Origin of the sequence: Microcoleus sp. B4-C2, from assembly GCF_036705265.1 — a bacterium.
Classification (GTDB): Bacteria; Cyanobacteriota; Cyanobacteriia; order Cyanobacteriales; family Microcoleaceae; genus Microcoleus.
In genome coordinates this window covers 1-19314 of record NZ_JAUBUB010000113.1, presented here as the reverse complement: position 1 = coordinate 19314, position 19314 = coordinate 1, and the positions used below count along the sequence as shown (strand labels likewise).

Here is a 19314-nt window from a genome sequence, read left to right as displayed (position 1 = left end):
CCAAAAAGGACGGGCGGGACGCCCATCCCACAATAACAATTAAAATTGTAAGTTATTTAATTCGCGCTCCTAAGTGGGTACAAATAAACAGAACGTTGACAGAGGACGCCTGGGTGAAAGGATCTACTCGCTCTCACTATAAATCCTAACTAAATCCGACCCTACTTTTACAAGATAGTATGATTTTTGGCGCTTGCTAGCTAAATACAATATTTCCTAACGGTTATCTTAGTCGATCGCCCAAACACTTCTATCCGCCATAATTGCCCCCTTCAAATTAACATCGGTCAAATCAGCGCTCTCTTTGTTACAGCATTTTTGGTAAATAAAACTGGTTTGTGAGCGTCGAGAGTGCGTCCTGGAATGTACGGAAAATATGCGGTTTAGCAGCGAAGAATTAACGAAAAAACCCGGTTTCACGTTTGCAGTGCCAATGCCCCTGTCCCACTTTCGCCCAAATTCACACAAAAACGATCGACCTGCAGGCTCGGAAGCTTGTTAAACTTTTGGTCATGCCACGCTATTGGTGAGAAATCGACGGCTAGCCACAATCGTCTGCTAACGCCCCCGCAGTGCTGGGCTGCGCGGCCTGCACTGCACACTGCACGTAGGTGAGATTAGCTGCAATCAACTTTCGGGATGCCGCTGCTAAAGTCGCGGCCGCCAATGTAGTTGTTCGTTTTAAACTAATTAAACTAATTATTTAAAGGAGTTGCACGTCAATGACACAATTGTGCTTATAAGAAATATCTGGCTCGGTGCCCTCTCAAACCAGGGTTTTTCGCTAGTCTGGTGCTATTTGTGAGTTAGTTAAGCCCATAGCAGCTAGGATCGAGCTAACTCACGGTTAAACTAAAGCTCGTCATGCGGCGTTGCCTCTCAAAACCCGGATTGAGTCTTATGGCGCATTACCGCTCCTCTGTATGTTTGTTCACCTGCATTGCCTGTCTGGGCGTTGCGTTCAGTCCAAGTGCCGACGGAGGGCAACAGGTACTCAATGCCTCTGCGCGTGCTGTTTCCCAAGAAATTGCTCAGGCGAACTCTCCCCCGGACGATCGCCAGAATTCCAAGCCTCTAAAACCGTCTCCAGCGCCCGATAAAAGCAAATCTCAGCCGTCCAAAACGTCCAAATCTAATTCTAAGATCCCGAAATCGGTATCCAATTTGCTCGTCATTTTGTCTCGTCAGCGGGGGTTCTTAATGTTGGGTTTGGCAGCAGTTGTCGTCACGGCAGCGGCAGTATTTATCATGCTCAAATTAGTTAGCAGTGACGAGTCAAATTATCCTAAGCGAAGACGGGGAAGATTTGAGCGCCACAACCCAAAAAACTCTCCATTCACTAATCCCGATTCTCCTACAAACTCGCACCAAATTAGGCCACAAGAGACTTCTTCTGGGGGACAATCGCTGTCAGCCTTGCCCTACCCTTTTGGTTTGCCAAAAGGCCACAGTATTGAGAGCAGCGCTCAACCTTTTATCATGGAATCCCGGCAACCAGAACCCGATGATGCAGCCGTCGAGGGCGATCGAATTAATTCCGACACCTCGCCCTTGGAAACTCACAGCAACGGATACAGCAACACAGGTTTCAACATTCCCGAAACAACTAATCAAACCGATTCCCTAGCGAAGAAGAAAAATATTGCCCTTCCCGAAACGGATCGTAGACCTCAAGTTGATATTATTGAAGCACTGATTGAAGATTTGCAGCAGCTAAATCCGGCAAAGAGAGGCAAAGCAATTTGGGAACTAGGCCAGCGGGGAGATTCCAGAGCAGTTGAGCCGTTGCTCGATTTGCTAGCAAATTCCGACTCCAAGCAGTACAGTTTAATTTTGGCAAGTCTCTCGGAAATTGGCATTCGCACGCTCAAACCCATGAATAATGCGTGGTCAATCTCGCTGCAAAATGAAAATCCCGAAGTGCGTAAAAATGCAATTCGCGACTTGACGCGGATTTACGAATTGGTGAATCAAATCAGTTACTTGTTGCACCGTGCGACGGACGATCCAGATCCAGAAGTTCAGGAAACTGCTCGCTGGGCAATCAATCAGTTAAACCGCCTCCGTCCGCGTTCTGGGATGGATTAATAAATGTAGCAATTTTCAAATAATTTGAAAATAGAGATTTGAGATGGGAGAATTTATAATTTAGATTATGTTAGAATTAGTGACGGCTGACTAAGCTGTGGAGCATTTAAACCAGTAACGAGGCTAGTAGGGTGCGTCAGCTAGAACCCTTACGCTGAAACGGAAAACCTTAGATGCTGACGCACCTTACGCAAGCCCTTTAAATGCCGAACAGCTTAATGACTACTGATATCATGTCCGATCGATCGCCCACAATACATAGGTCGGGGCGGGTTTGTGAGATTGTCCGTTTTTGGCAAATATTATTGGTGAACCCGCCCCTACAGGAATCAGGGTAATCGACCGGACATGATATGACTAATGACTAATAACTAATGACTAATAACTAATGACTAATAACTAATGACTAATAACACTTTAAAACTATTGTTTCTGTCAACTTCTGTCGGTCAACTCGGTTCGGGGTTGGGCGGCGGAGTCGAACTTACAGTCCTTAACCTAGCTAAAGAATTGCAGAGTCGGGGTCATAAAATAGGAGTTGTAGCGCCGATAGGTTCAGTCTTAGAATCAATTTCTGTAATCGAAATAACGGGTGAGTTGCAAGTAACCGCCCAAACACAAGATTACCATGCTCCTATTGTGATGCCCGCCGACTCGGTGCTGGCGAATATGTGGGAATATGCTCGCCAAGTTCAGGATGAATGGGATGTGATTGTTAATTTTGCCTACGATTGGCTGCCGTTTTATTTGACACCATTTTTTAGGACTCCGATCGCACATTTGATCAGCATGGGATCCCTTTCTGCAGCCCTCGATCGCATTGCCGAACAAACCGCCGCCCAGTTTCCTGGTACGATCGGAGTTCACACCGCTTCTCAAGCCAAAACATTCACCTTTGCCGAGGAATGTCAGTTGTTGGGAAGCGGCATTGATTTATCGCTGTACCAATTTTGCAACAAATCCCAGTCTAAATTAGCTTGGCTAGGCCGCATCGCCCCGGAAAAAGGCTTAGAAGATGCAGTAGCAGCAGCGAAAATTACAGGCATTCCCCTCAAAATTATGGGCAAAATGCAAGATGAGGATTATTGGCAAAAAATTTGTGCAGATTACCCGGATGCTCCGGTAGAATATTTAGGGTTTTTGACAACAACCCAAATGCAAGAGCAAACCCGTCAGTGCCAAGCATTGTTGATGACACCACGTTGGGTGGAAGCTTTCGGAAATGTCGCGATCGAGGCTTTAGCGTGCGGTGTACCCGTGATTGCTTACGAGCGCGGGGGGCCGGCGGAAATTGTTAGAGACGGACTGACGGGCTTTTTAGTGGAGCCTGATAGTGTAAATGGCTTGGTAGGTGCGATCGCCCGCTTAGACAAAATTGACCGCAGCGCTTGCCGGCGACAAGCAGAGGTAGAATATTCTTTAGCAGCTTTGGGCGATCGTTGCGAACACTGGTTCAAATCTATCACTGCTAGTAGGGTGCGTCAGTAATAATACTGGCCAATTTGTAGAAAGATTCGCTGACTGATGCACCTTACAAGTTTATGGAACAGCAATTCAAATCTATTCTCAAATTGAGTTAAATAAACTCTTAAGCGACCACAAAAAAAGAAAACTGAAACAACTATGGCAACCGAACGTTTAGTGCTTTTATCCAGTAGAGAAATCGAAAAAATGCGCCAAGCAGGCCGTTTAGCGGCCGAACTTCTGCTACATCTCGAACCGATGGTAAAACCGGGTGTCAGCACTTTAGAAATTAACGACGAAGCCGAACGCTGGACTTTGGCACGCGGAGCAAAAAGCGCTCCCCTAGGCTATAAAGGATTTCCCAAATCTCTGTGTGCAAGCGTCAATGAAGTAGTCTGTCACGGCATCCCCAATGCGAAACAAATTCTTAAAGAAGGTGACATTATTAATATTGATGTAACCCCTTTAGTTGATGGTTATCATGGCGATACTTCCAAAACTTTTTTTGTGGGCAAACCTTCACCGGTAGCGAAAAAATTAGTTGAAGTAACCGAGGAATGTTTAAGAAGAGGAATTGCCGAAGTCAAACCGGGTGCTCGTACCGGTGATATCGGTGCAGCGATTCAAGAATATGCTGAAGCACAGGGTTTTTCGGTAGTGCGAAATTTTGCGGGACACGGCGTTCACCGAGTCTTTCACACTGAACCAGAAATTCTGCACTACGGTAAGCGGGGCACAGGAAAGAAGCTCAGACAAGGCATGGTTTTTACGATCGAGCCGATGATTAATGAGGGTACTTGGGAAGTGGAAATTCTCGCCGATGGTTGGACTTCTATCACCAAGGATGGAAAGCTTTCGGCTCAATTTGAGCACACTCTGGCTGTGACTGATTCTGGGGTGGAAATTCTGACTTTACCGTAGTAATGATTAACAAATAATCTGAAAAACTCACTCCTAAATCAATAATCAACCATATCCCGTAGGGGCGGGTTTCACCGACAATATCTAACGATTATCAACAATCTAGATAAACCCGCCCGCCACAACCGATAACCTACATCAACCTGAAATTTGCATCGAATCCGAAAATGTAGGTTTGTATTTATGGATGGGTGGGGGCGGGTTTTCGAGATTGTCTGTTTCAGTCAGAAATTGTCTGTAAAACCCGCCCCAACAGAATTACGATCGATTCACCAAACACGATATAACTAATAACTAATAACTAATAACAAATGACTGACATAAAATTTCTGCAACCAGGAGATTTGCTCAAAGTAATTGCCCCTAGTGGCACTTTGCGAGAATCAACCAACTTTGAAAAGGGTGTAGAAATTTGGAAATCCCGCGACTATCGAGTTGAATTAACACCGGGTTTTGACGATCGCTGGGGCTATTTGGCAGGTTCCGACGAAAACCGCGTCCGACAGCTAGCAGATGCCCTCAATGACCCGGATTGTCGCGGTATTCTCTGTGTGCGAGGTGGTTTCGGCAGCACTCGACTTTTGGAAAAAGGAAATGTGGGAAAGGCGGAAAATTCCCAATTTCCAACTCCCGATTCCCATTCGCCGAAATGGTTAATCGGCTTTTCAGATATTACTGCTTTGCTGTGGAATCACGACAAATTGGGCATTTGGGGCGTTCACGGGCCGATGCTGACCACTTTGGCTGCGGAACCGGATTGGTCTGTCGATCGACTTTTTGACTGCATAGAAGGTCGTCCCTTACAATCTTTGCAAGGTAAAGGATGGGGCAGCGGACAAGCCACGGGGCCGCTGTTTCCTGCGAATCTGACGGTTGCTTCTCACTTGCTCGGAACCCCGTATCAACCGGATTTGACGGGGGTTATTCTCGCATTTGAGGATGTTTCCGAGGCTCCTTACAGGGTCGATCGAATGTTGACTTTGTGGCGGATGGCGGGGGCTTTCGCTGGGGTGCGGGGCATTGCTTTGGGGCGCTTCAGTCGCTGCGAGATTGAGCCGAGTATTCCCAGTTTTAGCATTGAAGAGGTTTTGCGCGATCGGCTGGGCGACTTGAATATTCCGATTGTCTCGGATTTGCCTTTCGGGCACGAGGGAGTTAACGCTGCTTTACCGATGGGAATTATGGCGAGTCTCGACGCTGAATCGGGATTGCTGATTTGTGGCGATCGATCGCAACTTTAGATTAGGGCTCAACGTCTATAACTTTAACATGAGATTTTGCACCCGCTAAATAGTCCCGTTAGGTGAGGTTGACACGGTTGGCAGAAATTACATTTAAAATGGATTGTGTATGCAAATGTCGGCGCCAAGAAAGCAAAAAGATTTTAAAATTTTCCAGAGGTTGATATGAGAACTCACAACTTGTTAAACAGTATTGCTGCCGCAGTCCTAGTTACGGGATTGGCACTTACGGGGATTTCCTCAAGTGCTGTTGGCGAACAGATACGGAATAACGATCGCATTGCCGGAGTAATTCGCCGCACTTCCCCGATCTACCGTTTTCGGAATATGTGGGTTCCGGGTTCTCCGACGGAAGAATTACGCGGCCAAGAATACACATTCAGCGCCAGGGAAGGCGACAACATTGAAGTGTTTTTAGATACAGAGAGAAGCCGCGGTTTTACTCCCGTCATGGTGCTATTTTACGGGAACAACAAACAAGTCGCTTTTACGCAAGACCGTTCTTTTAATTATCAAATTCCCCGTAGTGGCGATTATAAACTGTTAGTGTTAGCAAAAGATGCTGCCAGAGGCGGTAACTACACGCTGGAAGTTGCAGGAATTGATGGGGGCGGCAGACAATCTCGCAATTCGCGGGACGATTGGTACACGAGGCGAGATGACGATCGATATGACGGTCAATATGACAGAGCACAGATTCTGCAAGATGATTTTGGCTTGCGGTCTGTTGATTGTCGCGAGAGACGTTCTATGGTCAGAGTAAGGTTTGACGATGGTAATCAAGATTCAACTTACTGCGCTGTCCCGACTAGAAACTTTCCGGCGGGAGATTATTACTACAATTCACGGACTAGAAACTTAGATTCGGCGAGGCGGAATGATAGTAGATTCGATGCGGGCCGCGATCAATGTCGGGTAGTGGTGGGCGGAGTTTGCGTGACGAGATAGTTTCGATTTAATTAACCGTAGGGTGCGTCGCCCAGTAAAATCTACTATTAAGCTCGAAAATGGAGCAGCGACGCACCATATAAGATGAGCCTCTACAGATTTAACGATCGACTAAGCTACATCTTTGAGAGCCGATCGCGAATTGTTCGGAGATTTTTTGATAACGCTCATGCTGCCGTCGGTTTCCAGCACGACTGCTTCGATTTCTTCGATCGACGCGCTGCCCGTCCCCCGAATCGCCGCCCGAATTTCCGATTCACCCACGCGCTGCTGCCGCATCGCCACAGGCAGAAATTGGCCTTGGCTGAGCAGCATAGTAGGTTCGGCTTTGATGAGATTTTTTACCCACTTTACCCGCACCGCAAGCCACGTGACGATGAATTGCAGCCCGATGAGCAAGCCGAGGGCGAAAACGCCCTCGACGAAGGAAACGTCTTTTGACATGATGACAGTCGCCAGCGTCGAACCGAGGGCGATGGTAACGATGAAATCGAAGGCATTCCACTTCGACAGAGTTCGCTTGCCGGAGACGAGCAGCAAAAAAATCAGCACGAGGTAAGCGGAAACGCCGAGCGTCAAAATCCGAATTATTTCAAACCAATTGTCAAAAAACATATTTTTATTTCGCGGTTGTGATTTTGGGCGCTTTGCTGCAGCGCCAGTGCTAGATGCTTCGTATGCTTGAGGTCGCGGTCGCGGATTCTGTTAGTTTGCATTGTCATTGTAGCAAAAGGGTGGATGTGAAAATTCCCTATTAGCAAGAGTTTCACCTATTAAGAATTCCTTGACCGTGCCAGAAGGTTGCTATCGAACTCAGCCACTTTCCTCATCTCCCTCTCCGCCGATACATGAATTTTTTGTCAAAAAGGACGATCGCACAGTGGTAAGCTACCAAAGGCATTGAAATATCTAAGGTAGAGAAAAGTTAAAATGTCGGCATTAAATGAAGTTCCCTTGTTGTTGCGGGCAGCCCGCGGCGAAACCCTAGACCGCCCGCCTGTGTGGATGATGCGCCAAGCCGGCCGCTACATGAAAGCTTATCGAGATTTGCGAGAAAAGTATCCCTCGTTTCGCGAACGTTCTGAAATTCCCGAAGTTGCCATCGAAGTTTCCCTTCAGCCGTGGCGCGCGTTTCAGCCCGACGGCGTAATTCTGTTTTCCGATATTGTCACACCCATGCCGGGTTTGGGCATCGACATGGATATTGCCGAAGGCAAAGGCCCGATTATCCACGCACCCATCCGCACTCAGCAGCAAATCGACAACCTGCAACCGCTGAACCCGGAAGAAAGCTTGCCGTTTATCAAAACAATCCTGAAATCCCTGCGCGAAGAAGTCGGCAACAAATCCACCGTGCTCGGTTTTGTGGGCGCGCCGTGGACGCTGGCGGCCTATGCGGTTGAGGGCAAAGGTTCTAAGGATTATGCCATCATCAAAAACATGGCATTTTCCGATCCAACTTTACTACATCAGTTGCTGTCGAAATTTGCAGATGCGATCGCCGTTTACGTGCGCTATCAAATCGACTGCGGCGCGCAAGTAGTGCAAATGTTCGACTCCTGGGCCGGCCAACTGTCCCCCCAAGACTACGACACCTTCGCTCTACCTTACCAGAAACAGGTGTTCGAGCAAGTCAAAAAAACCCATCCCGACACCCCGCTAATTCTGTTAGTCACCGGTAGCGCCGGCCTCCTCGAACGCATGACAACATCCGGCGCGGATATCATCAGCGTCGATTGGACGGTTGACATGGCCGACGCGCGCCGACGTTTGGGCCCGAATATGAACGTTCAGGGAAATCTCGATCCGGGCGTGTTGTTTGGTTCTCAACCGTTTATTCGCGATCGAATTCTTGATACAATTCGCAAAGCGGGCCCGCGCGGACACATCCTCAATTTGGGACACGGTGTATTACCGGGTACTCCCGAAGACAACGTGCGTTTCTTCTTTGAAACGGCAAAACAAGCGGACAAATTGCTTGCAGTTGCTGCTTGAAATTGATTGCGAACTGGTTTTAGCTGGTTCCCAGGCTAGCTGGTTCCCAGGCTCTGCCTGGTGAACCCATATCCAGAGGCTCTGCCTCGCGTAAAATGGAGGCAGAGCCTCCGGATCTGCGTTACCAGGTCAGAGCCTGGTAACGAGTAACAACCCCCGACAAATCTCGCTTATAACCGAGTAGAGATCCCCCTAAATCCCCCTTAAGAAGGGGGACTTTGACAATAATCTTGTCCCCCCCTTAAGAAGGGGGGCGAGGGGGGATCTTAGCCTCAGCATCAAGTCAAAAAACCCTCTTCCCCTGCGGCAAAATGAACTCCAAAAAAATTTTTGTGACGGGTGCAAGTGGCTGTATCGGTCACTACATGGCCGAAACTTTGATTCAAGAAACAAACCACGAACTTTACCTCTTAGTTCGTAACCCCGAAAAATTAAAATTTGACTGGAAAGCCCGCCCCGGCATCCATATATTACAAGGCGATATGCGAGATATCGAGCAACACGCCGAACTTTTGCAAACAATTAATGTCGCAATTTTAGCTGCCACTGCTTGGGGAGGAACTCAAGAAGTTTTTGACGTTAACGTAACGAAAACTCTCCAGCTAATTCAACTACTTTCGCCACAGACTTGCCAACAAGTAATTTATTTTTCAACGGCCAGCATTCTCGGTAGAGACAACAATTTGCTTAAAGAAGCCGGGGAACTGGGGACAGATTATATTAGCTCAAAATACAACTGCATGGTGCATTTGTCAGCCTTGACAAATGTGCCTCCGATTACGGCACTTTACCCGACATTAGTATTGGGAGGAGACGCCGAAAAACCAGTCTCTCACTTGTCATCTGGCCTGCCACTTGTCGCAAAATGGATTGGTTTGATTCGCTGGTTTAAGGCAGATGGCAGTTTTCACTTCATCCACGGCGCAGATATTGCTAAAGTAGTTAATTATTTAGTTGAACATCCGCCGGCTTCCGATGAACCGCGACATTTTGTGCTAGGAAATCCGGCGATTACAGCTAACGAAGTGGTAGAACAAGCTTGCGAGTATTTGAATAAAAAGATATTTTTTCGGATAACTCTGTCACCTTGGCTGGCCGATTTCTTTATTTGGCTGTTCCGAATTCAAGTGGCTGCTTGGGATAGATTTTGCATCAGCTACCGCCATTTTACCTATCAAAATCTTGTGAATCCTGAAAGCATAGGAATGCCGAGTTACTGCGGCACAGTTGCCGATATGTTAAGAACTAGCGGGATTCCCGATAAAAATAAAAAGTAGTCCGTACACTCCGCACCAATAATCGGACGGGCTAGAAGCCCATCCCACAAGAAAGATTGTGGGATGGGCTTCTAGCCCGTCCCTAATTATTTTGGCGCTTCTCAAATCCCATCCCACAAAAAACAATTTGTGGGATGGGCTAGAAGCCCATCCCTAATTCTTTATGCTATTGAAGTCTACTGTTTCAATTTCTTTTTTGCCTTAGTCCCATGCTTTTTAAATGCGATTATCGTCAATTAAGGGTCAAATACGATAAGATATCAGCATTTGCACACTTTAACAGGGAACTGCAAGCTAAAAATTGCGCTCAATTTGTTTGTCTTAGGGGGTGTCACCCCTCGCCAGATATTCGATCGAGTGCAAGATCGTAATTTTAGCATTAACATTAAGTCTTGAGAGTCGATCGAACTCTCAAACACGCCAGCCCGATCGCAAGTTGTTTACTGATGTGAGGTTTAACATATAATGCGAGTTCTTTTAGTTTACCCGCTGTTTCCGAAAACATTTTGGTCTTACGAGAAAATCCTAGAATTAGTCGATCGTAAAGTGCTGCTGCCACCGCTGGGTTTGGTAACAGTAGCAGCTATTTTACCCCAAGAATGGGAATTTAAGTTAGTCGATCGCAACATCAGACAAATCACCGAAGCAGAATGGGAATGGGCAGAGCTCGTTATTCTCTCCGCAATGATTGTCCAAAAAGAAGATTTGCTAGACATCATTCGCGAAGCAAAACGGCGCGGTAAATCCGTAGCTTGCGGCGGCCCTTACCCGACATCCGTACCCGAAGAACCTCAAGCAGCGGGCATAGATTACCTGATTCTCGACGAAGGCGAAATCACCTTGCCGATGTTTGTCGAAGCAATAGGGCGCGGCGAAAAAAGCGGAATTTATCGATCGGACGGCGTAAAACCCGATGTTACCACAACCCCAGTTCCCCGCTTCGATTTACTGGAATTAGACGCCTACGACTCGATGTCAATTCAATTTTCGCGCGGCTGTCCTTTCCAGTGCGAATTCTGCGATATCATCGTCCTCTACGGGCGCAAACCCCGCACCAAAAACCCCCAACAATTGATAGCAGAATTAGACTATCTCTACAACTTGGGCTGGCGGCGCGGCGTGTTCATGGTAGACGACAACTTTATCGGCAACAAACGCAGCGTCAAACTGTTACTAAAAGACTTAAAAGTTTGGCAAGAAGAACACAAATTTCCGTTTACTTTCAACACAGAAGCATCCATCGATTTAGCCCAAGACCAAGAATTGATGGAGATGATGGTAGCTTGCAATTTTAATGCAGTATTTCTAGGGATTGAAACCCCTGATGAAGAAAGCCTGCAAATGACCAAGAAATTCCAAAATACCCGCAATTCCCTGATCGAATCAGTAGAGTTAATTGCGAAAACTGGTTTGCGAGTAATGGCCGGATTCATCATCGGATTTGACGGCGAAAAACCCGGTGCCGGTCAGCGCATTGTAGACTTTGCCGAAGCTGCTGCAATTCCGAGCACAACCTTTGGAATGTTGCAAGCTTTGCCGCACACTGCATTGTCTCACAGACTAGCAAAAGAAGGGCGGTTGCGCGACAAATCTGGCAACCTCAACCAGACTACTTTGATGAACTTCATTCCGACGCGGCCTCTCGAAGATATTGCCCGCGAATATGTCGAGGCATTCTGCGAAGTGTACGATGCTGAGAAATATTTAGACCGGACTTATCGCCATTTCTTAATGTTAGGTGCACCCACAGCAAAGATACCTGCAAGAGTTCCCAGTTGGATCGACTTGCGAGCACTGTTAACGGTGGTTTGGCGGCAGGGAGTCAAGCGCAAAACTCGGTGGAAGTTCTGGCATCATTTGTTCAGCATTCTCAAGCGCAATCCTGCAGTTTGGGATCACTATTTAACAGTGTGTGCTCACAACGAGCATTTCCTCGAATACCGCCAGATTGTGCGGGATGAAATTGAAGCTCAATTGGCTGAGTTTTTGGCTAATGAGTCTCAAACTGTATATCAAGAACCTGTTGCTGTTGAGGAAAAGCAAGTGCAAGCGGTTTAGGTTGGAGAATTAAACCGCAGATGAACTCAGGTAAACGCAGATGAATGTAAGATTGTCTGCGTTTATTTGGTTATACTTAGTTTATAGACTTAGTTTTTTAAGAGTATGGAAACTGTAAATATCCATCAAGCTAAAACGAATTTATCACGACTATTGTCGCGTGTGGAACTGGGAGAAGAAATCATTATTTCCAACGAAGGCATCCCAGTCGCGAAGTTGGTTCCGTTTCGTACTTCATCCAATCGACGAGCTAGTTTGGGGCAAGATCGAGGGACATTTGTTTTGCCAGAGGACTTTAACGATCCTTTGCCAAAAGAGATTTTGACAGCATTCGAGGGAGATGAAGAGTGAAACTCTTGCTGGATACGCAGTGTTTTTTGTGGTGGTTTGCCCAACCAGATCGATTGAATGAGGAGGCGATCGCACAGATTGCCGATGAAACGAACGAATTGTGGTTTTCTGTTGCTAGTGTCTGGGAAATGGGCATCAAAGTTGCGATCGGAAAGTTACCACTTCCAGAACCGATAGATACCTACATTTCGACGCGCCTGATACAGTTAGATGTGCGATCGCTGGAAATTACAGCACCTCATGCCCTGCGAGCGGCTGCGTTACCATTACATCATCGAGATCCCTTCGATCGAATGCTGATTGCCCAGGCTCAGATGGAGGAGATGACGCTTGTGAGTGCTGATTCAATGTTCAAGCAATACAGCGATATTGCTATTCTTTGGGCTGCCAATTCGTGAGATTAATCTCCTTTCCAAGCTCTTCCTGGAAATGTCATATTCTGCGGATATGCTGGTTCAAGAAAGCAAGCAGATAGAGCCTCCAGAGACATTCCCCGTCTCCGATCTAGCAGGTAAAATACTACTATTGGCGGCAGCAGTTATTTCGGCAGATAGAGGCGCGATCGCCCGCAAATATGAAAACCTAATTACAAGCTCAAAAATATCAAAATAGCGATCGCCCTCAACCCGCCATGTTAGGAACAAATCAACTCAGAACAGCAGCTCTCTTAGGACTCCTAAGCGGCCTTCTCGTTTTAGGAAGTTATTATTTAATCGGCAACGAGCAAGGACTTTACATCGGTTTAGCGCTAGCCGCCTTCTCAAGTTTTAGCTCTTGGTACTATTCCGACACGGCCGCGTTAATGGCTTACCGCGCTCAGCCGATCGCCCGCAGCGAAGCACCAGAAATCTACGATATGGTAGCATCGCTGAGCGAAAAAGCCCAAATTCCCGTACCGAAAATCTTTGTAGTTCCCACTCAATCTCCCAACGCATTCGCCACAGGAAGAGACCCGGAACACGCGACAATAGCAGTTACTGAAGGCATCATGAATCTGCTTTCCCGCGACGAATTGGAAGGCGTTTTAGCGCACGAATTGACGCACATCCGCAACCGCGACACCCTCACTCAAGCAGTTGCAGGAACAATTGCGGGTGCGATTACATTTGTCGGGCGAATACTGACTTTTGGAGCACTTTACGGCCCGGTGACGCGGGATAGCAGACAAGGCCCGAATCCGTTTGGTTTGCTATTTCTAATCATTTTAGCACCGCTATCAGCAACCCTAATTCAAATGGCGATTTCTCGGACGAGGGAATTTGCAGCCGACAGCGGTGCGGTGGAAATTACCAATAACCCGATCGGTTTAGCAAACGCGCTGCAAAAATTAGAGAAAATGGGTCATGAAATTCCGATGCACGGCAATCCTGCGATGTCGCCGCTGCTGATTGTGAATCCTTTTTCGACTAAAGGTTTGCAGTCACTTTTCCGAACTCACCCGCCGACAGAGGAGCGTATTCAACGCCTTTTGGAAATCGCGCAGCAGCAGCAAGGTACTCCAGTTATGGCTTACATAAACGGAGTTTGATCGATCGAAAATGCAGCAACAATATTTAGAAACCCGGTTGTTTGAAGCAGCCGGGTTTCTGTGTGTTTATAATGGTAAAGGAATTATAGCTATAGATTTAATGAGGTGGAAACCATGAGTAAAGATGAACTAGAGTATGAAGTCAGTAAAGAATGGGTAGAAAAGTTTAAAAAAACTATAGCTGCGATGGAGCGGGATGCAGAAGCAAAAAGAAAGGACTTTCTCAGATGGGATGCAGGTTGAGGTGCGATTTAATCCCTTAAATAAAAATAAAAACCTCAGCAACAAAAGCTGAGGCTTATCAATTCTTATAGGTATCTTGGAGAATAGTAGGCAAGCTTGACGTTGTATTCAAAATCGCCAAATATCGACTTGTATTTCTCCATTGTGGTAAGCCCTGTGGCACTCTGGGCAAAGTGTCATCATATTCTTCAAATCCGCCGGACCACCATCACTGTAAGCAATAACATGGTGTCCATTTGCGATCTCAGGGACTTTACCGCAAATTTCACATTCGTTACCATCCCTCTGCTTGACGGCCTTCTGTGCCTTCAAGTGTTCGTTCGATCGTTTCTGACTTGCCACGTTACTTACCCTCGATTTCCTTGTTGGATGAACCCTTAAATGTTTGTGGACTGGCCCCCAGAATTGAGATATCGCTATTTGGAGCAACTGACTTGACTGTTTTCACTATCCCATGAGCAACATCGGCGTAGTTTTCATCAGATAAACCATGAACTGTTATTTTAAGAGACTTCTTACCCATTACTCACCTCATTAAGCCGTTATAGAGAGAACTTCTTGACCACTAGCATCGGTTGCCCGTGCTTCAACTTCACCATCTCCATGAGTGATGGTAATCTCTGGTAATTTAGACAGTTTAGGCTGTCCATATGCATCACGGGATACGGAGTAAACAAAAACTTCCTCGTTCGGTTTCCGCACAACTATGTGAATCGCTTCACCAAGGTATGAGACATTCAAAACTTGGTCGCCTTCCTTGAGAATTTTGACGATGAGCGTGTCTTTCATCTCACTGATATCTTATTAAATTTATAGGTTGAGCCATGTATTTGACATTTTCCAGAGTAAAGTTGCTCCCGCTCCATACTAGCACTTAACTTTGGTTTTTCCGCTTGCAAAAACTTTGGTAGTTATCGGGACTTTTCGAGTTGATAACAGACAAAAAATTGGGAAATATGGGAAAATGTTGGGAAATGTGAGTAAATGTTGGGTACAATACAAGCAACCTTGATATCTATCCGGATGTATGAACCTTACAGAAGTGCTAAAACTCGCAGAAGATTTGGTATTTGCTAGAACAGGTAAGCACCTCAATGACTTGCAAGAGAGGATTCTGCGCGGAACATGGGAAGATGAAGGCTACAAAGAAATTGCCAAGGCGGTTAATAGATCAGAGGATCGTGTTAGAGAGGTAGGAATGGAATTATGGCAGACACTTTCAGAAGAATTGGGAGAAGATGTTACTAAATCAAATTTTCGCTCGGCAATTAAGAGGTTCCAAGTCTCTAATTCTTCAAACTTTGCACAAGGTGACGTTGTAGCCATCGGTAATTTTAACATTTGTGGAGAAGCTAGATACCTGCCAGATATCCCAAACTCACACCCACAAAATCAGGAAACATCTAACACAAAAAAACCTCAAACTCTACATCAAGATTTAAGCGAAATGCCAGAGTTGGGCGATTTCTACGATCGCACCCCCGAACTCGACACCCTCACCACATGGATTTTACAACAACGCAGTCGCCTCATAGCCCTGACCGGCATCAGCGGAATCGGCAAAACATCCCTAGCAGTGCAACTCGTACAACAAATTAAAGACGAGTTTGAGTACGCAGTTTGGTACACTCTAGACGAATTCCCCACTATAGATAAATTTCAATCTAACCTAACACAGCTTTTTTCCCAGTCAGAAAAACAAGATTTATCCCCAACAAACCAGAAACGCTTACCGCTGATTAAGTATTTGCAAAACCATCGCTGTTTAGTAGTCTTAGATGACGTTCAAAACCTTTTCTGTAGCGGTAAATTGGCAGGAAAATATAAACCCCACTGCGAAGAATATCGCTCCCTATTCAAACAAGTAGAAAAATTATATCATCAAAGTTCCTTTCTGTTAATTGGTTGGGAACCACCGAAAGAAGTGACTCAAGTTAAAAGCCAAAATCCTCTTATTCGTACCTTAAAAATCAAGGGTTTAGACATCGCAGCCGGACGGGAAATACTCAGAGATTATGGGTTAGAAGAAAACGACAACAGTGAAGCACTCATTCACCGTTACCAAGGCAACCCCCTATGGTTAAAAAGCGTGGGGAATCTGATTGAAGAGTTGGGAATTAGCGCGACAGAATTATTACTAGATGATACCATATTGTTGCCGGAAGATTTGAAAGATGTTTTACAGCAGCAGTACGATCGCACTTCCGAACTAGAAAAACAAGTTATGTCTTTGTTGGCTAGGGAAAACCAGCCAGTCAACCTAGCAAAATTGCTAGAAAAAGGACAAATATCATCATCAGATTTACTCAACGCGCTCCAATCTTTATCACGGCGCTGCTTGATAGAAAAACAGGAAAGTCTTTACACTCTCCCACCTGTATTGAGGCAGTATATCAAAGGGTTGTAACCAAAATATAAAATCGCCCTGTGCTATCATAGAATACAAAACTTACAGATATTCGCATTGAAATGTTGTATAACCTGAAATTATGCCAACTATTTTACGAGTAGGCCCTTACCGACTTTACTTTTACAGCCATGAACCGAATGAACCACCTCATGTTCACATTGACAGAGACAAATCATCAGTTAAATTTTGGTTGGAGCCAGTCAGTTTGGCAAACAACCTTGGTTTTAGTGCTAAAGAACTTCGGAAAATACAGTCGGTAGTACAAGAAAATCAACAAACGCTATTGGAGGCTTGGTATGGGTATTTTGGCGATTCGAGCGGACGAGAGAGTTAAGGAGATTCATTTTACAGAAGAAACAATTAGTGTTGATTTGATGGATGGACGAACCATTACTGTGCCTTTAATTTGGTATCCCAGATTGTTTAATGCAACGCCCGATCAAAGGGCAAAATGGGAAGTATGCGGAGGAGGCTATGGCATTCACTGGGAAGAAATCGATGAAGACCTCAGTACAGAAGGAATGCTGCGGGGGGCACCGGCTCCCAAGCCTTCTGCTTGAAAATTTACGAGCTAAGAAATACCAAAAAACGCAGATGATATTTTGTCATCATCTGCGTTTTTTGGCGGTTTAATTAAACCCTATTAAACTGAAGCTGCAACCTTATCTAAAGGCCGCACTTGACCGAGGAATTCGCGAAGTGCATCACCTTCCACCACCTCAGTTTCTAATAGCCTCTGCGTAATTGTTTCCAACAATTCCCGATTGGCTTTCAGAATATCCAAAGCTTGCTGATGTGCAGTTTCGACAATTTCCTTCACTTCTTGGTCGATCGCCTCCGCAGTTTGAGCACTCACCGCACGGCGGGCATTTCCCATACCATCATTGAGGAACATTGCTTGTTGACCTCGATCGTAAGCAAGAGGCCCCAAAACCTTACTCATCCCGTAAGTTGTCACCATCCGTTCAGCTAAATCAGTCGCCCTTTGCAAGTCATTTGAAGCGCCAGTAGTAATGCTACCAAACACGACTTCCTCAGCCGATCGCCCTCCAAGCAGTGTAGCAATCTGACCGCGCAATTCCGATTCATCCAACAAGAAACGGTCTTCAGTCGGTACTTGCAACGTGTAACCCAAAGCAGCCATACCGCGAGGGACGATCGAGATTTTGGCCACTTCGCCACCGCCGGTCAGTGCAGCACCAACCATCGCGTGTCCGACTTCGTGGTAAGCCACAATCTTTTTCTCTTTTTCATTGAGCACCCGGCTTTTCTTTTCCAAGCCGGCCACAACGCGCTCAAACGCCTCAAAAAAGTCTTCCTGCGCTACAGTTAGTCGTTTGTTGCGGGCCGCCAACAAAGCAGCTTCATTGACCAAATTTGCCAAATCTGCGCCCGAAAAACCGGGAGTGCGAGCGGCGACGGCCTTCAAGTCAATATCCGGGCCCAACTTCACTTTTTGAGAGTGAATGTTCAAAATTTCTTCGCGACCAGATAAATCGGGGCGATCGACTAAAACTTGGCGATCGAAACGGCCAGGGCGCAACAAAGCAGCATCCAAACTTTCTGGGCGGTTAGTTGCAGCCAGCACAATTACCGTAGTATTGCCCGCCGCAAAACCGTCCATTTCAGTTAATAGTTGATTGAGAGTTTGTTCGCGTTCATCATTCCCACCAAAGCTAGCGTTACTGCTCCGAGATTTGCCGATCGCGTCCAATTCATCAATGAAAATAATACAAGGAGCCTGTTTCTTAGCCTGCTCGAATAAATCTCTAACTCTTGCAGAACCAACACCTACAAACAGTTCCACAAACTCCGAACCGGAGATGCTAAAAAACGGCACGCCAGCTTCACCAGCCACTGCTTTTGCTAACAGAGTTTTGCCAGTTCCCGGAGGCCCGACTAACAGCACGCCTTTCGGAATTCTCGCGCCAATTGCTGTAAATCTGTCGGGAGTTTTCAGGAATTCAACAACTTCGACTAATTCAGTTTTAGCCTCTTCTACTCCAGCCACATCAGCAAAAGTAATTTTCGCCGATTCACCTTCTACATAGACCTTAGCTTTGCTTTTGCCGATCGACAGCGCACCCTGTGGCCCACCGCCCTGTCTGTTCATAAAAAATTGAAAAATCGCCACAAAAATCAGCGGCGGAACCACCCAGCTTAAAACACTGCCAATCCAGCCATTTTTGGAAGGGGGAGTTGCCGCAAATTCAACGCCTTTTTCTTGCAAAAGTTTAGGAAGTTCCAGGTCAAAAATCGGCGTAGTGGAAAGCACTTGACCGGGTTGGTCGCCTTCGCCTTTGAGTTGGTAGCGAATTTCATTTTGACCTACTGAAGCTCGCGCTACATCTTGTTCTTGAACTTGATGGACGAACAAGCTGTAAGGAACTTGCGGAATTTGGGGGCCGAACAAATTGGGCAAAAAGATATTCGCCAGCAAAAACAAACTTGAGAGCAATAACAAGACATTGCTAATTTGTCGAAAACGAGGTGGTTGGGGCTGGTCTTTAATGGCCATTGATAACTGTCATCCTTTGATTTAAACCAGTTTTATTCATCTATCTTCTCATCAAATACCCACACACTGTTAAGCGGATTTCCTCACTTTATCGGGTGGGTTAACCCGCTAGCACGGAGTTGCTATTATTAACAATATTTTTTTTACGAACCGCGAAGACGCTAAGGACACGAAGGAAGGGAAGAGAGGAGCGTTATATAGCAACCCTAAATCATTCGCGTAATTATTGTAGGGGCAATCCCACGCCCGGTTGCCCCGATAGATAGGGGGTA

At 46.2% G+C, this 19314-nt stretch carries 22 protein-coding genes; 16 read left to right on the top strand and 6 right to left on the bottom strand.

Annotation, left to right across the window (positions count from 1 at the left end; all coding sequences use genetic code 11):
* Positions 1-541: 541 nt before the first annotated feature.
* Complete coding sequence (locus QUB20_RS24780; protein WP_333209394.1) at positions 542-667, bottom strand: hypothetical protein; 126 nt, start codon at positions 665-667, stop codon at positions 542-544.
* Between the two features lie 233 nt (positions 668-900).
* On the opposite strand from QUB20_RS24780, the gene QUB20_RS24775 reads away from it, so the two are divergent.
* The 5 genes from QUB20_RS24775 to QUB20_RS24755 all read left to right on the top strand — a co-directional run bounded on the left by QUB20_RS24775 (position 901) and on the right by QUB20_RS24755 (position 6662).
* Positions 901-2088 (top strand): HEAT repeat domain-containing protein, encoded by a 1188-nt coding sequence (locus QUB20_RS24775; protein ID WP_333250222.1) that lies wholly within the window; start codon positions 901-903, stop codon positions 2086-2088.
* 402 nt (positions 2089-2490) lie between these two features.
* Entirely contained in the window at positions 2491-3576 is a 1086-nt protein-coding gene (locus QUB20_RS24770) for a glycosyltransferase family 4 protein (protein WP_333250220.1), read from the top strand.
* Between the two features lie 135 nt (positions 3577-3711).
* Positions 3712-4473 (top strand): type I methionyl aminopeptidase, encoded by a 762-nt coding sequence (gene map, locus QUB20_RS24765; protein WP_333250218.1) that lies wholly within the window; start codon positions 3712-3714, stop codon positions 4471-4473.
* A 311-nt stretch (positions 4474-4784) separates the two neighbouring features.
* Positions 4785-5714 (top strand): LD-carboxypeptidase, encoded by a 930-nt coding sequence (locus tag QUB20_RS24760; protein ID WP_333250216.1) that lies wholly within the window; start codon positions 4785-4787, stop codon positions 5712-5714.
* Positions 5715-5879: 165 nt separating this feature from the next.
* Positions 5880-6662 carry a hypothetical protein gene (locus tag QUB20_RS24755; RefSeq protein ID WP_333250214.1) on the top strand — a complete coding sequence of 261 codons (783 nt, stop codon included), beginning with the start codon at positions 5880-5882 and terminating at the stop codon, positions 6660-6662.
* 111 nt (positions 6663-6773) lie between these two features.
* Here the strand turns inward: QUB20_RS24755 and QUB20_RS24750 are convergent, their stop codons facing one another.
* On the bottom strand, positions 6774-7277 hold the full coding sequence (locus QUB20_RS24750; RefSeq protein ID WP_333250212.1) for a YetF domain-containing protein: 504 nt from the start codon (positions 7275-7277) through the stop codon (positions 6774-6776).
* 315 nt (positions 7278-7592) lie between these two features.
* Here QUB20_RS24750 and hemE point away from each other — a divergent pair, with 315 nt between their 5' ends.
* The 8 genes from hemE to QUB20_RS24710 all read left to right on the top strand — a co-directional run bounded on the left by hemE (position 7593) and on the right by QUB20_RS24710 (position 14114).
* Complete coding sequence (gene hemE / locus QUB20_RS24745) at positions 7593-8657, top strand: uroporphyrinogen decarboxylase (RefSeq protein ID WP_333250210.1); 1065 nt, start codon at positions 7593-7595, stop codon at positions 8655-8657.
* Positions 8658-8968: 311 nt separating this feature from the next.
* Entirely contained in the window at positions 8969-9934 is a 966-nt protein-coding gene (locus QUB20_RS24740) for an NAD(P)-dependent oxidoreductase (protein ID WP_333250208.1), read from the top strand.
* 465 nt (positions 9935-10399) lie between these two features.
* Positions 10400-11992 (top strand): B12-binding domain-containing radical SAM protein, encoded by a 1593-nt coding sequence (locus QUB20_RS24735; protein WP_333250206.1) that lies wholly within the window; start codon positions 10400-10402, stop codon positions 11990-11992.
* Positions 11993-12097: 105 nt separating this feature from the next.
* Positions 12098-12343 carry a type II toxin-antitoxin system Phd/YefM family antitoxin gene (locus QUB20_RS24730; RefSeq protein WP_333246533.1) on the top strand — a complete coding sequence of 82 codons (246 nt, stop codon included), beginning with the start codon at positions 12098-12100 and terminating at the stop codon, positions 12341-12343.
* Positions 12340-12741, top strand: coding sequence for a type II toxin-antitoxin system VapC family toxin (locus QUB20_RS24725; protein WP_333250203.1), 402 nt, complete (start codon positions 12340-12342; stop codon positions 12739-12741). The genes QUB20_RS24730 and QUB20_RS24725 overlap by 4 nt, the downstream gene beginning before the upstream one ends.
* Positions 12742-12772: 31 nt before the next feature.
* A complete protein-coding gene (locus QUB20_RS24720) occupies positions 12773-12955 on the top strand; it encodes a hypothetical protein (RefSeq protein WP_333246529.1) in 183 nt (60 codons plus the stop codon).
* Positions 12956-12974: 19 nt separating this feature from the next.
* Positions 12975-13871 carry a M48 family metalloprotease gene (locus QUB20_RS24715; protein ID WP_333250201.1) on the top strand — a complete coding sequence of 299 codons (897 nt, stop codon included), beginning with the start codon at positions 12975-12977 and terminating at the stop codon, positions 13869-13871.
* Positions 13872-13985: 114 nt separating this feature from the next.
* A complete protein-coding gene (locus QUB20_RS24710) occupies positions 13986-14114 on the top strand; it encodes a hypothetical protein (RefSeq protein ID WP_333250199.1) in 129 nt (42 codons plus the stop codon).
* A gap of 108 nt (positions 14115-14222) precedes the next feature.
* On the opposite strand, the gene QUB20_RS24705 is transcribed toward QUB20_RS24710, so the two are convergent.
* The 3 genes from QUB20_RS24705 to QUB20_RS24695 are packed head-to-tail and all read right to left on the bottom strand — an operon-like array spanning position 14223 to position 14903.
* Entirely contained in the window at positions 14223-14456 is a 234-nt protein-coding gene (locus QUB20_RS24705; RefSeq protein WP_333105038.1) for an HNH endonuclease signature motif containing protein, read from the bottom strand.
* Between the two features lies 1 nt (position 14457).
* The gene (locus QUB20_RS24700; protein WP_333181024.1) at positions 14458-14637 is read right to left on the bottom strand and encodes a hypothetical protein; all 180 of its coding nucleotides are present in this window, start codon (positions 14635-14637) and stop codon (positions 14458-14460) included.
* An 11-nt stretch (positions 14638-14648) separates the two neighbouring features.
* Positions 14649-14903, bottom strand: a complete 255-nt coding sequence (locus QUB20_RS24695) for a hypothetical protein (protein WP_333250197.1) — start codon at positions 14901-14903, stop codon at positions 14649-14651.
* A gap of 238 nt (positions 14904-15141) precedes the next feature.
* Here QUB20_RS24695 and QUB20_RS24690 point away from each other — a divergent pair, with 238 nt between their 5' ends.
* The 3 genes from QUB20_RS24690 to QUB20_RS24680 all read left to right on the top strand — a co-directional run bounded on the left by QUB20_RS24690 (position 15142) and on the right by QUB20_RS24680 (position 17084).
* The gene (locus tag QUB20_RS24690) at positions 15142-16521 is read left to right on the top strand and encodes an NB-ARC domain-containing protein (RefSeq protein ID WP_333250195.1); all 1380 of its coding nucleotides are present in this window, start codon (positions 15142-15144) and stop codon (positions 16519-16521) included.
* 82 nt (positions 16522-16603) lie between these two features.
* The gene (locus tag QUB20_RS24685; protein WP_293145823.1) at positions 16604-16858 is read left to right on the top strand and encodes a DUF4160 domain-containing protein; all 255 of its coding nucleotides are present in this window, start codon (positions 16604-16606) and stop codon (positions 16856-16858) included.
* On the top strand, positions 16821-17084 hold the full coding sequence (locus QUB20_RS24680; protein WP_333231939.1) for a DUF2442 domain-containing protein: 264 nt from the start codon (positions 16821-16823) through the stop codon (positions 17082-17084). Before QUB20_RS24685 ends, QUB20_RS24680 begins: the two co-directional genes overlap by 38 nt.
* An 83-nt stretch (positions 17085-17167) precedes the next feature.
* On the opposite strand, the gene ftsH4 is transcribed toward QUB20_RS24680, so the two are convergent.
* Positions 17168-19042 (bottom strand): ATP-dependent zinc metalloprotease FtsH4, encoded by a 1875-nt coding sequence (gene ftsH4, locus QUB20_RS24675; RefSeq protein WP_333250193.1) that lies wholly within the window; start codon positions 19040-19042, stop codon positions 17168-17170.
* Between the last annotated feature and the right edge of the window lie 272 nt (positions 19043-19314).

Excerpts from the sequence above, each read along its gene's own strand:
- QUB20_RS24775 (WP_333250222.1), top strand. The coding sequence starts at position 901 with ATGGCGCATTACCGCTCCTCTGTATGTTTGTTCACCTGCATTGCCTGT.
- QUB20_RS24770 (WP_333250220.1), top strand. The coding sequence starts at position 2,491 with ATGACTAATAACACTTTAAAACTATTGTTTCTGTCAACTTCTGTCGGT.
- map (WP_333250218.1), top strand. The coding sequence starts at position 3,712 with ATGGCAACCGAACGTTTAGTGCTTTTATCCAGTAGAGAAATCGAAAAA.
- QUB20_RS24760 (WP_333250216.1), top strand. The coding sequence starts at position 4,785 with ATGACTGACATAAAATTTCTGCAACCAGGAGATTTGCTCAAAGTAATT.
- QUB20_RS24755 (WP_333250214.1), top strand. The coding sequence starts at position 5,880 with ATGAGAACTCACAACTTGTTAAACAGTATTGCTGCCGCAGTCCTAGTT.
- QUB20_RS24750 (WP_333250212.1), bottom strand. The coding sequence starts at position 7,277 with ATGTTTTTTGACAATTGGTTTGAAATAATTCGGATTTTGACGCTCGGC.
- hemE (WP_333250210.1), top strand. The coding sequence starts at position 7,593 with ATGTCGGCATTAAATGAAGTTCCCTTGTTGTTGCGGGCAGCCCGCGGC.
- QUB20_RS24740 (WP_333250208.1), top strand. The coding sequence starts at position 8,969 with ATGAACTCCAAAAAAATTTTTGTGACGGGTGCAAGTGGCTGTATCGGT.
- QUB20_RS24735 (WP_333250206.1), top strand. The coding sequence starts at position 10,400 with ATGCGAGTTCTTTTAGTTTACCCGCTGTTTCCGAAAACATTTTGGTCT.
- QUB20_RS24730 (WP_333246533.1), top strand. The coding sequence starts at position 12,098 with ATGGAAACTGTAAATATCCATCAAGCTAAAACGAATTTATCACGACTA.
- QUB20_RS24720 (WP_333246529.1), top strand. The coding sequence starts at position 12,773 with ATGTCATATTCTGCGGATATGCTGGTTCAAGAAAGCAAGCAGATAGAG.
- QUB20_RS24715 (WP_333250201.1), top strand. The coding sequence starts at position 12,975 with ATGTTAGGAACAAATCAACTCAGAACAGCAGCTCTCTTAGGACTCCTA.
- QUB20_RS24710 (WP_333250199.1), top strand. The coding sequence starts at position 13,986 with ATGAGTAAAGATGAACTAGAGTATGAAGTCAGTAAAGAATGGGTAGAA.
- QUB20_RS24700 (WP_333181024.1), bottom strand. The coding sequence starts at position 14,637 with ATGGGTAAGAAGTCTCTTAAAATAACAGTTCATGGTTTATCTGATGAA.
- QUB20_RS24695 (WP_333250197.1), bottom strand. The coding sequence starts at position 14,903 with ATGAAAGACACGCTCATCGTCAAAATTCTCAAGGAAGGCGACCAAGTT.
- QUB20_RS24690 (WP_333250195.1), top strand. The coding sequence starts at position 15,142 with ATGAACCTTACAGAAGTGCTAAAACTCGCAGAAGATTTGGTATTTGCT.
- QUB20_RS24685 (WP_293145823.1), top strand. The coding sequence starts at position 16,604 with ATGCCAACTATTTTACGAGTAGGCCCTTACCGACTTTACTTTTACAGC.
- QUB20_RS24680 (WP_333231939.1), top strand. The coding sequence starts at position 16,821 with ATGGGTATTTTGGCGATTCGAGCGGACGAGAGAGTTAAGGAGATTCAT.
- ftsH4 (WP_333250193.1), bottom strand. The coding sequence starts at position 19,042 with ATGGCCATTAAAGACCAGCCCCAACCACCTCGTTTTCGACAAATTAGC.